The sequence below is a fragment of the Pedobacter sp. L105 genome, from assembly GCF_009765875.1.
In the GTDB taxonomy this organism is placed as follows: Bacteria; Bacteroidota; Bacteroidia; order Sphingobacteriales; family Sphingobacteriaceae; genus Pedobacter.
The window spans coordinates 333,107-345,512 of record NZ_LMUP01000014.1 but is presented as its reverse complement, the minus strand read 5'-3'; the positions used below and the strand labels follow the sequence as shown (position 1 = coordinate 345,512).

Here is a 12,406-nt window from a genome sequence, read left to right as displayed (position 1 = left end):
GATTATATTGATAACAATTAACTCTTATAAATAATCTTATGAAACTAAAGCAAGAATTAACAAAAGATTCAAAAAATATCATTGCTACTATTTTTATATTGATGGTGATCATTAAGGTTGCCACCCTTGGTTACGAACTTGGTCAGTGGCTAAAAATACATTTGCTATAATTTCCCTTCCATTCTTCTTTGGTAATTTCAAACCAGTCGTGCGTTTCGCCTTTATAATCAAATTGTTCTATCAAACGCAGACCGCTTCTTTCCAGTGTATGCCTTGAAGCACTGTTTCTAATATTAGCCATAGCATAGATCTTATACTGTTTCAATTTTTCAAAACCATAAGTAAGACACTATACTGGGCATTCTAATCACAAACAACCTCTACGGAAGATGATTTAAGGATTTACAAATTTCCAGGTTCCCCATAAATTTGGCGTTAACTCTGCTTCTGAAGGTACATCTGATACAATTCCTGTAGCCTTGTTGTTCCAGTAGACCCTGGACAAAGTCCTCGTATTATCGCCACGCAAAATACCAATGTCACCCTTAATAGTCAAACCGGCTTTAGGTTTCAGGTCCAATACGGATAAAGGAATTGAAATCTCATAATCACCCGCACTGCTGGCAGCAAAACTCACCTGGGCACTTACATCCTGCACCTGATCAAAAGTGATGGTACGCCAGGGAGAAGAAAATGGCACTTTATCTGTTGGCTTAGCCCCGTTTGCCACTGCACGGTAAAGCAAAGCATAAGGTTTTCCTTTTAACAGGGTAATCAGTAACCGCAAATCACCAGCCACAGGAGCTGTGCGGTTTGGATTCGCTGTTCCATCTGTGCCAATCATTATATCCAATGCCCCACCCGTTTTAAAGGGTGCCATAGGTATCTCACCAGAATTTTTCAGTAATCCGGCATCACCGGTACGGTAAGCAGCATACAAATGATCTCCTGATACAGTGACTGCACCTGCTACATCATAAGGTTTAGAATAAGAATTAAAATATGCCTTGACGCCACGCTTGTCTATGCTTGCCCAATCTGCTCCCGTCCAGTCGTCCAGCTTACCATCTACTGTTACAGGCGTATTTATTAGGTTAACATTTAATGCCCCTGTTCCCTCAGCCTGCTGTCGTGCAGCTTCTGATTTTAGCTGAAAAGAACTGCTTTTTTGAAGGTCTTCTTTGCTTACAACTAACGGCAGGGGAGCTAATCTGCTAATACTTGGCAAACCATCAATCCTCACTATACTACTCCTGCCGCCATCAGTCAGGTAAATCTGTCCATCAGTAGTTTGAGTAATGCTGGGCCAGAAATTTTCTTCACTAAGGCTAAGCCCATTAAGGCTCATTCCTCTTTCTGCAACAGGCATTTTCCATCGTTTACCGGTCCGCATTGGTTCAAACAACGTAGTCACAAACAAGCCATCGGCAGTAAACAGATAAACCATTCCGTGGTTACTGTTAATTGCCCATAACGCTCCGGCATCAGATCCTTTAGGTTCTACCAGTCCGCCCAATAGCCGTGTAGGTGCAATTAATTCGCCCGGAAAAGAAGGAATGGGCGCTTCGTGTGAAGGATGTAATCCAGGCCACAGATTAGGATAGCTCCATACCGCTTTACCATCTTTGGCGCCGCTCAGCGAATACCGTTCAAAAGGAAGAATGCCCTGGGTAACTACCGTCCAGCCATTAGGTGCTGCAATTACCTGGTCACCCCCGTCAGATCCGGGAATTTGTACACCCTTAACCAGTACTTTTCCATGATCGAGCTGATAGACCGGGATACCGGCAGCAGTAAAACTAACCGGTGAAAACTGCATGGCGCTGCCATCCAGATTGGCCACATCAAAAGAAAGATCTGGCGCTATTGTTATCCCATTACCGCTCCCTTTAATAAAATTTACCTCATCAGGCTGTACTTTTGCATCTGCATTCAAATCAGTCCAACTAAAAAATGCAGTTGCTCCTTTTGCCGTTAGATCTACACCTGCCGGCCAACGTGATTTGAATGCTCCGCTTTTTAATATGGGCCAAAAATCTGCCCTTCCCATCGCTGCTGCTGGAAAAAGGGTACCGTTTCTCTCTGTAAAAAGGAAAGCGGCCAAATGGCCATTGGTAGGATTTGAGTTATAACAATCAGTAAAATAGCGTTTTCCTTTATAATAAAGCGGGGTTTCTGGTGAAGCACTGCGTACAGGCAAATCTAAATCTCCCGGCATTCTTCTGTATAATACACTATTTAATTTATAGGTTCCTGTTTTCCAATCTACATCAAATTCCAATGTTCCTTTTTCTTCCTCAGCGTAATAAAATTTGTTCTTGCCGGGATCTAAAGTTCCGCCACCGCCGTATTTAGAAGGGCCATAAAAAGCTTTGATCAGGTTTCCCTCAAGCGACCAAACACTTACCCGTTTAGGTAGGTAATCATGTTCTGTAACCCAGAGCTGCTGTTTGGAGTCGACAGTTATTCCCGCAGGACTATTCATATGTAAAGGATCATATAAACCACCTTTTGATGCACCTGCTTTACCTATTGCACGTACAAATTTTCCTTCAGCAGTAAATACTTTTACCTGGTTACTATTACCTCCATCACTGATGTAAAATTTTCCTTCTGTATCCGCAGCCAATCCTACAGGTGCCTCCAGCTGGGAGGTAACTAACGACTGTGGGGCCGGAAGCTGAGCATTTGTTATATGAGTATATTTTAAAAGATGGTTCCCGGAAAGTACCAGTAAATTACCTTTAGCGTCAAACACCAATCCACGAGGCGCATCTACAGGAGATGTACCAATTACTTTTGCCGTTTTAATATCTATAAAAAGAAGCTGTTTCTTTTTGGTCAGACTAACTACTGCGAGGCCATTATAAACAGCCAGGCCACCTATTTCACCAGCCCCGTCGCCATTGGCATCCAAAGGACCCATAGGGTAAAGTAACAGCGGTTTATTAGGTCTGGTTAGTACACTGAAACGTAATTCCAGCTGTCCGGATAATTTCCCTGTTTCCCATACCGAACCTGCGTAAACCGCAACGCCCGGCATTGGATGATCACCGGCATCCCTTGCGAGATAAGACGCAGCAGTCCACGCCCCACCAACTGCAACTATTCCTCCTTTTTTATGACCATCAAGGTCAACCCATGCCAGGCCGTCCTGCCCTTCACTAACAAAGCAACCTAAAAATACAGACGGCTGTTTAGTTAGAGATTGTTCTGCCGGAACATAAACCGCAGCCTGAGGCTGGGAATGATTGGCCAGCCAGCCACCGGTATGATCATCAGTATCCCAGGGCGGATTTCCGCTGGTATTAACGGCGAATTCGTAAGAAGCTTTAATTTCATCATGTACCAAACCGCGTACAGTATAAGTGCCCGGCGCAACCAGTCTGGATGGAATATGATAAAGCCCATGATGAGCAGCTTCTATATCACGGCCAAGGTCGTCAAGGCCATCCCACCATACTGTATTGGCACCGGCCTTAAACCATGTTTCAGAAATCAGGTTCCTCACCCGCACCCCGTCTTTATCTTCTATTACGAGTGTTACATAACCGGCTGTTTTTAAGTTGAAGGGCACTGCAATTGGCGGGTTATTCTGCTGAGCGCTAACAGAGAAACTTAATATACCGGCCAGGATTAGAATAAATGCTTTTAGCTTTATCATTATATATATTTATATGTTCCCGGGTTTGGCAGCACCCTTTAACATTACGCTATTTTTAGAAATTTGTTTTAATATACAGCAAAAAACAGCCAAAATAGATAATTCTCCAGGATGCAGGCATTGTTTTTGATACCTTTAAAAGTCAGCTTCCCGCATCATTTCTGACCCTGGTCTGTGATTTGGAGAGACAGTGTATTAAAAACGCCCTCATACCTCTCAAATTATCCTGCCAGGCGACGGGTCATTCCCTATTGAATCATTTGAAGTCTGTGAACCCGACTTTAAATAATAATATTAAATTAGCATATGATTAACCTGAATAACAATTTCCTCCACTACCCTGCTGAACCTATTGCATTAAAAATGGCTGTTTCTGTTGGGATAGGCATGCTAATCGGCATGGAGCGTAAGTGGTCTCACAAGGAAGCAGGGATCAGAACATTCTCTATTGTTGCCCTGTTGGGGATGCTTTCTTCTACCATAGGCCAGGATTTTGTAATTACATCCATGATTGGTGTTTTTATCCTTGTTGTTGCCATCAATACCCGCAGCCTGATGGCCGACAAATCGCTGGAAATAACTACTTCTGCTGCCCTGATTGTTAATTACCTGCTGGGCGTACTGGTCGGTCTCGGTCATATATTCACGCCTGTTGCAGGGGCAATTGTGATGACCATGCTGCTGGCCTGGAAAACAGAATTAAACCGCTTTGCCGGTGGTTTATTACCATCAGAGATCAGGAGTGCAATTTTATTGGGATTAATTGGTTTTGTAATCTATCCGATCCTGCCGAATACCTATATCGATCCCTGGCAATTATTTAACCCCAGTGACGCCTGGCTCAGTATCATCGCCATTGCCGGTATAGGTTTTGTCAATTATGTTTTTCTCCGCGTATTTCATACCAGCGGCCTTTACCTGGGTGCCATCTTTGGGGGACTGGTAAACAGCAGTGCCACCGTGGCAGAGATGAGCACAAGGGTACAAAGTTCAGGATTGACATCCAAAATGACCACCTTATGTTTACTCACTACCATCGCGATGTTTGCAAGGAACCTGCTAATCGCAACACTTTTTGTTCCTTTATCTCTCACAGCTACACTGATGCCATTACTGGCGATGTCTGTTGTGGCAGCCCTTTTTATTTTAAGGGATAAAATACTGGAGACCAAAATATCCGATGACTCCGGTCCGCTGGAACTGGATTCACCAATTTCACTTTCTAAAGTATTATGGTTTGGCTTATTGTTTATCATCATCCAGGTAAGTGGCACCCTGCTCACCAAATTCTTTGGCAGCGGCGGGATCATGGCCACTGGTATTATTGGAGGATTTGTAAGCAGCGCCAGTACCACTGCGGCGGCTGCAACAATGGCGATGCACGGAAAGATAACCCCTGCGCTGGCGGGAAGTGTTGCCATCGTATCTTCCCTGGCCAGTGCAATAGTTAATTTGCCTATTGTATGGAAAACCATAAAAGATAAAGCCATAGTCAAAAAATTAACCATAGAATTATCCGTAGTAATTGCCGTAGGTATAGCTGTGGTGGTACTTGACAGGGTCTTCCTGATTTCCGAAATGCTGTTAAGGAAATAGCCTCCTCAATGGAAATTACAACATCGAAAATCTGTTATTATCCTTTCGTTTATAAGAGCAAATAGTATCTAAAAATTATTCGTTCTTTAAGGCATCAACGGCATTGGCTTTAGCTACTTTAAAAGTTTGCAGGCTTACAGTAACTACAGCAATAAGCATAGATAATATCGCTGCAATCAGAAAAGGCCATATGGCTATAGAAACCTTGTAATCATATTTTTTTAACCAATTGTAAGCCAGAATATAGGCCAATGGAAAAGCAATAATGTTTGATAATATTACCAGCTTCATAAAGTCTTTATTCAGCAGCACGAGTATATCACCAAGTTGTGCGCCCAATACCTTCCTGATGCTGATCTCCTTATTGCGCTGCTCGGCCATAAAAAGGGCTAACCCCAGCAAGCCCAGACAAGAGATGAAAATGGCAAATCCACCAAACGAATAAGATAACACACTCAATATCTTTTCATCCTGTAATTTATCCTCCATGCTTTGACTCACAAATTGTAATTCAGCAGGAAAAGCAGGGTTAAGCTGCTCACTTACACTTTTTATGATCTCTATAGACTGACTGAGCGGCTGCGCCGGATTCAAACGCATCAGTAACGTCTTATTATAGGCGGTACTATAATTATAAATGGTTGGAGTAGCCCTTGCACCGCTTTTTTCATTGTAATAATCCTGCACCACACCAATAACCTTTAATTCCGGTAAACCATCCCAGGTAATCTCTGTTCCTATAGGGTTCTTCAATCCCATCATTTTTACTGCCGCTTCGTTAAGCATTACCGAATGGGATGTATCCGCAACAAAGGCCGGGGAAAAGTCTCTTCCCGCAATCATTTTTACCCCGGTTGTTTGGCTGAAATGATAACCTGTCTCTCTAAACGCAATAATGGATTTGTCATTAACCGCTTTACCCGGCCATTTCACATCACTGGTAATCTGCACCCCATCAGTAAAAGAATCCGAAAACTGTGTCGCTGTTGTAATAGCCCCCTGGTTTTCTAAAGTTGATGCTAAAACATCAATTTTTCCAGGCTTAACCATATCCCCTTCTATTTGCATCTGTACCAGATTGTTCTGATTAAAACCTAATGGTTTATTTTTTAAATATTGTATCTGTGTATAAATAATAATCGCGCAGATAATCATACAGATCGATAAGGTAAATTGAAAAACAACCAGGATCTTTCGGACAGGTAATGACCATCTGCCAGTTCCTGTAAATCCTTTTAATACTTTTACAGGAATAAAAGAGGACAGGTAAAATGCAGGATAACTTCCGGCAAGTAGCCCTGTTAATAAAATAAGGGCCAAAAGTACAGACCAGAAGAGGTAAGAACTGTAATCTATTTTTATATAAATATTAAGCAGGTGATTAAAATATGGCAGAGCTACTTCTAAAAGTACAAAAGCAAAAAGCATGGCAATAAAGGAAAGCAAAAGCGATTCTAAAATAAACTGGCTGATCAATGTTTGCCTCGAAGCACCCAATGCCTTACGTACGCCTACTTCCCTTGCCCTTTTTTCAGAGCGGGCAGTGGAAAGGTTCATGTAATTGATACAGGCAATAAGTAATACACATAAAGCCAGGAAAAAGAACAGTTGCACCTGATCTATCCTCCCACCAGAATTTTTACCATTTTCAAATTCGTTATAGAGATGGAGTTTGTGATATGGAAACAAAAATGCTTCTAATATAGTTGCTTTGTCCTTCGCTTTGATCAATTTCCTTAACGAAGCATCAGCCGCTGTTACGTCACTGTTAGCTTTTAACTTAAAATACGTTGAACAAATAATATTACCCCATGCAGAGGTTTTAACAGACGGATCATTTTGCTCATAAAATGCCCAGGGTTGTAAAACATCAAATTGCAGGGATTGATTTTCCGGAAGGTCCTCAATTACCCCCGTTACTTTTAATACCTTCTGATTATTCCATTTAATACTTTTACCTAGCGGGCTTCCTTCTCCAAACAATTTTTTTGAGGTTGAAGCCGTGATAACGGCAGAGTTAGGTTCCTTTAAGGCATTTTTTGAACTGCCATATATAAAATGGTAATCAAATATTTGAAGAAATGAGGGGTCGACGTTTACCGCATCAAATTTAAAATTGTTATTCTGGTAACTAAACAACCGTCTTGAATTGTCATTAGAAAGACGGGCTGCGATTTCTACACCTGGAATCTCCTGTTTTGCTGCCCATGCCATTCCTACTGGTGAAGCATCCGTAGTATATATTTTATTGTTAGCATGGAGATTTATTTTTCCCATATAAATTCGGTCGATGTCTTTGAATTGTTTATTATAACTCCATTCATAATTTACATACAGCAGCAACATTAAACAACACGATAGTCCAATAGCCAGTCCACCGATATTGATCAGTGTAAAACCCTTGTGTTTCCACAGATTTCTAAATGCGATTTTAAAGTTGACAGTATGCATACGATTAGTTTTCTAGCTTTAGGCTAATGTTATGCCAGCCTGTAACACATTGGCAGCTAGCTAATATACAGCGATTTAAAAAAACACACCTCACTAAACGTGTTCATAAACGAACAACAATGTACGTAAACGCACAGCCAATCACGCTGCTTATAATTTTCTTGTTAGCCTGCCATCAAAAGTAAAAGGTTCTACTTTGTCAATTTTAAGCTTCTCAGCTTCCGGATGGCCGGGATTGATCAATACATTCATGGCCAGCTGATCGATCACACTGGGAACAAATAATAGTAAAGAGCTTTTTTTGAGGAGCCATGCATTACCTATTCTTTGCAGTAAGGGAAGCGGAGGATAGGTATTCCATTGGCCAGGCAGGTCGCCTGGGTCCAATTCCAGGCTGCTGTACTGATCAGGAACAACAATACCCATGATCATCAGGTCATGATGGATTTCACTGGGCTTCAACTGAACCAGTTTCTCCAATATGGCCGTTGAGGAATGTACAGAAGTATAAATTACGGGCAAATGATTATGCCATCGGGCAGAAGAAATTGCACCGCCCTTTCCAGACAGATCTTTAGCATATATTTCCCTGGCAATACGGTAGAGGATCATGAATAAAAGCCAAATTCTATCTGGATCAATAAATCATCTACTGTTCTTATTCCTTCGCTGGTATCCATGAGCTCTAGCGGCACCTTTTCTCCAAGCACGATATGGGGACGTGTTAACCAGCTATCCACTGTGCGCGCATCACCCAAAATAGCCAAAGCCCGGGTATAGATCCGTCCAAATTCATATAAAAAGTTGGATTGTTCTGCAGGCAAGCGGTCTAATGCCTCGTAGCGATCCATCTGCCTGGTGCTAATGTGCAACACCCGGGCCAACTGCAACTTTGAGATACTTGTTTTATCAAGCACATTGTTAATTGCCTGTTTGGGAATACCCTCCCTAATCAAATCCATTACCTCAGGAGAGGAACTTTCTTTCTTGACAGCGGCATAGGCTACGCCGGGTTCGGCAAGTATAAAATCAAAAACCTGCTGGCTCTGGGAGTACCCAACATCCAGATCTTTAAGGTTTAATTTAGGACGTATATTCATTTCGATAACATTTGTCAACTAAGATACAGACAAATGCTTTCTATTACAAATTAATTTAAATATTTTTTACGATATTATTTAAACTGACTGATATCTATAATCCTGTTATCATCCGCATTGGCCTTCAAAAAGTAACTACCGGATTTATTGGCTTGCCAGCTATAGTGGCTTTGTATCCATTTTTCTATTTCTCCTGGTGCTTTTGGCATTTTTGGAGATAGAACTTCGGTATAAGATTCATCTGTCAGATAATTCACCTCATACAGGGAATTAGATACCAGGAATACCAGTGTATGTTTATCAGGAGAATTGATAAAATATAACCCCTGGATTCTTTCATCAGGCTTTTGCCTTTTAATCGGGTAAACCTTAGTGGCTACAGTAGCAATAAAAAAATCGTTATTGATCTCATAGCCCGAACGTCCAACCTTTTTAAGTCCTTTGGTAAACCTCCTGTCCTGAGCACCGTTAGAGGCCCTGTAAATACTCACCACATCGGGTTTGCCATCTTTCAGTGAGATCAGGTAAAATGGGGCCACCAAACCCGAGCTGTCTGCTGCCTGAACCAGCACTGTGCTTTTTTCTGTATTGACAAACTCAGCAAAAGCAAACTTTTTTGCAATGACGTTTTTATCTGTCAGGCTGGTTTGAATATCAACAGTGGTATCCTTGTATTTCACTTCAAACAGACTCTTAGGATCAGCAGCGTTTTCCGGAAGAATAGCCAGGGTATCTCCTGCACTCTGCGACACGTTAAAGTTTTCATGGGTAGTTAAGGCACGGGGAACATATGTCTTGGTCTTCTCTTTCTGACAGCTCACTAAAACAGCTGAAAACAGGAATAAATACAATATCGATTTCATAATTTCTTTTAACATTAACACAGGATAAGCGAATATATAAATTACTATTCTTATCAACAAAAATATTACTATAAGTAAAACATTTAATACAAAAATAATACTAAATCAATTTATCAAAACATCTGCTCAGGTTTGAATCACCCTCAAATAATCTTTTATATTTCTTTGAGTTCGACCCCTTTAACCCAGCCTACATTGCCGTTAGCCAGGCTGATCTTCATCCAGCCGTTATTACGCGCTAAAATATTTACTTTAGTTCCGTCATGGATTACAAATAACAGTTTAGCCCTTTCTGCCGGTTCACTTTTCACATTCACAGGACTACTAAATACAATAGCCTGCCGGTTTGCTTTAAAATAAGCTACCTGACTGCTGGTGATAAAAACCGTTACTAATCCCAAAAAGAACAACAGCACAGAAAAATAAAAGGAAAACTTTTTTACAGCTTTTACAGCAGAAAAAAAGTAAAGGATCAAAAAGGCAGATCCCAATAATATAAATACAATACTGAACACAGAAAATGTAGCTGCAGAAAAACTTAAAATAAAATCAGTCCACCACCTGCTCATAAAAAACTGAGGTACTTCATCAATTTTATCCACCGTTTTTAACCCCGCTAACTTCAGGTTAAAATTAATGTCTTCATCACCAGGACTAAGCCGGTTTGCCTTTTCATAATACAGCAAAGCCGATGGAATATCCCCCAGCTTATAGTTGGCATTGCCCATATTAAAATATACTGCAGCCGACTGCTGGTCGTCCTGTAATATTCCCTGATAAACACCTAACGCTTTTTTATACTGGGCTTTTGCATAAAATGCATTGCCTTTTGCAAATAAAACGTCCGATTGCTCATTACCAAATGACAACAATGGCAGCACAATGCCTATCAACAGGTATAACAGCTGCTTTAAGTGATTAAATTTCATTTTCAATCTCATTGATTATACTTTTCGCTTTTTCAAACACTTCTTGTTCTGACAGGGTTACTGGTGCATACCTACCCATTTCGCAAAGATCGAGCGTATCGAGCAATTTGCTGATTAACTGATCATTCACAGCCCTTAATTTCAAGTTCGAAGCAATGGTCTCCTTATTTAAATCCGCTGCTGAAAGATTGAGTTTATCACTTAAATACCCATACATGCCTTTAAAAATGGCATCATAAAACTCTTTTGTATTTTTCGAGGCCAGCTGTTTTTCTGCATTGGCCAGGTGTTTCGCCGCCTCTTTACCAGCCCTTCTGTTTTTAACCTTAACTACATCGCTGTTGTTCTTCCGGTTCCAGTTACGGTAAACAAAAGCCGCAACACATAAAAGAGGACCTGCAGCAAGCAGCAGCACATACCAAACCGATCCATAAAAAGGGTCGCCAGCTGTGCTCAAATCTGCGCGACCAGTTTTAATATACCTGATATCTTTAGCTAATAATTTAACATCACGCTGGTTATCTGCAGCTAGAGAGGTTACGTTTTTCTCCGCTAAACCTTTGTTCACTTTAACCTGAAATGATTTCGACGACACGCTCACGTACTTTTGTGTAACAGGATTAAAGTAAGAGAACTGAACCGGGTCTATGGTATAATTTCCCTGATGTCTCGGAATCAATAAGTAATTATAGATCCTGCTGCCTGTTACCCCATTTTCATTTTCCGTTACCGTATCTGTTACTTTTGGATCGTATTTTTCAAAGTCGGGCGGAAAATTAACGGTCAGCGCTTTCAGCAACTTTATATTGCCGGAACCAGAAATCTTAATCTGATAGTTTAAAGATTCATTGGCTTTCAGCTCTGTTTTATCCACTGTGGTCTCTATAGTAAAATGACCTACTGCGCCAGCAAAACCTGCAGGCTTTCCGGCTTCAGGCAGCGGCTTTACATGAATCACCAAGGGAATACTTTTAGCCTGGTATTTTACATCCTTATAATCGCCAAAAAACTGGTCCATGATATCCCTGGAAGGTGCTGCCAGCCTGGCAATAAAAGTCATTTCAAAAGGATCAATTTTGATATTACCAGAATGCTCGGCAAATAAGATGGTTTGTTTTACATCTGCAACATTATACTTTGACCCTTTGTAGGTTTCTGTACGCCATTGCACCCGTTGCTGCTGTGGGGTTTTAACATCTTCATTATAAAAACCATTCAGATCAGGCAGTTTATCTACGCGGCTGTCTACAATGCCAACACGTGTATATAACCGGTAGTTCAGGCTCAGTTGTTCTCCCTGGTATACTGTTGTTTTATTTGTTGCAGCTCTCAGAAACAATGATTTGGAGATATCAGCTGTGTTACCTTCCATTACACTGTTATCCTGTGTACTTTGACCCTGGTTATTCTGCTGCTGTACAGGTTGTCCTTTTACCACTTTAAGCCTGATGCCATTGGTAGCCAGACGACTGCCGTTAACAATCACAAAAGCAGGGCCGATGATGTAATCCCCTTCCTTTGCGGCCATCAGCACATAACTGATGGAATTACTTACCGTAGTGTTTCCATTGATGGACGTCATACTGGTAGATTGATTGGGTCCTGATAAAACCACAAACCTACTTAAATTAGGTGGTGAAAAATGATCGCCATTACCATTTACCGAAAAAGTAAGCTCAAACTGTTCACCCGTGCCCACTTCGTTTTTACTCACAGATGCCACAAATTTTATATCCTGCGCAAATAAACAATTTGCACAAAACAGTAAAACTGCCAGGATATAATACTTCGTCTTCATTATTT

The 12,406-nt window shown here is 41.1% G+C and carries 9 protein-coding genes; 1 reads left to right on the top strand and 8 read right to left on the bottom strand.

Annotated elements, in window-relative coordinates:
- Nucleotides 1–142 precede the first annotated feature (142 nt).
- Nucleotides 143–301, bottom strand: a complete 159-nt coding sequence (locus tag GSQ84_RS24535) for a hypothetical protein (RefSeq protein ID WP_158800013.1) — start codon at nucleotides 299–301, stop codon at nucleotides 143–145.
- A 93-nt stretch (nucleotides 302–394) separates the two neighbouring features.
- Nucleotides 395–3,664 carry a hypothetical protein gene (locus GSQ84_RS24530; protein WP_158800012.1) on the bottom strand — a complete coding sequence of 1,090 codons (3,270 nt, stop codon included), beginning with the start codon at nucleotides 3,662–3,664 and terminating at the stop codon, nucleotides 395–397.
- 306 nt (nucleotides 3,665–3,970) lie between these two features.
- Here GSQ84_RS24530 and GSQ84_RS24525 point away from each other — a divergent pair, with 306 nt between their 5' ends.
- Complete coding sequence (locus GSQ84_RS24525; protein WP_158800011.1) at nucleotides 3,971–5,260, top strand: DUF4010 domain-containing protein; 1,290 nt, start codon at nucleotides 3,971–3,973, stop codon at nucleotides 5,258–5,260.
- 75 nt (nucleotides 5,261–5,335) lie between these two features.
- Here the strand turns inward: GSQ84_RS24525 and GSQ84_RS24520 are convergent, their stop codons facing one another.
- From GSQ84_RS24520 to GSQ84_RS24495, 6 genes are all read right to left on the bottom strand, one after another.
- Complete coding sequence (locus tag GSQ84_RS24520; protein WP_158800010.1) at nucleotides 5,336–7,711, bottom strand: ABC transporter permease; 2,376 nt, start codon at nucleotides 7,709–7,711, stop codon at nucleotides 5,336–5,338.
- A 150-nt stretch (nucleotides 7,712–7,861) separates the two neighbouring features.
- Nucleotides 7,862–8,323: an RES family NAD+ phosphorylase gene (locus tag GSQ84_RS24515; protein WP_158800009.1), complete on the bottom strand. Its 462-nt coding sequence runs from the start codon at nucleotides 8,321–8,323 to the stop codon at nucleotides 7,862–7,864.
- A complete protein-coding gene (locus tag GSQ84_RS24510) occupies nucleotides 8,320–8,811 on the bottom strand; it encodes an antitoxin Xre/MbcA/ParS toxin-binding domain-containing protein (RefSeq protein ID WP_158800008.1) in 492 nt (163 codons plus the stop codon). Before GSQ84_RS24510 ends, GSQ84_RS24515 begins: the two co-directional genes overlap by 4 nt.
- A 74-nt stretch (nucleotides 8,812–8,885) precedes the next feature.
- Nucleotides 8,886–9,674, bottom strand: coding sequence for a hypothetical protein (locus tag GSQ84_RS24505; RefSeq protein WP_158800007.1), 789 nt, complete (start codon nucleotides 9,672–9,674; stop codon nucleotides 8,886–8,888).
- Between the two features lie 155 nt (nucleotides 9,675–9,829).
- Nucleotides 9,830–10,603: a tetratricopeptide repeat protein gene (locus GSQ84_RS24500; RefSeq protein ID WP_254070974.1), complete on the bottom strand. Its 774-nt coding sequence runs from the start codon at nucleotides 10,601–10,603 to the stop codon at nucleotides 9,830–9,832.
- Nucleotides 10,593–12,401, bottom strand: coding sequence for a BatD family protein (locus GSQ84_RS24495; protein ID WP_158800006.1), 1,809 nt, complete (start codon nucleotides 12,399–12,401; stop codon nucleotides 10,593–10,595). Before GSQ84_RS24495 ends, GSQ84_RS24500 begins: the two co-directional genes overlap by 11 nt.
- Between the last annotated feature and the right edge of the window lie 5 nt (nucleotides 12,402–12,406).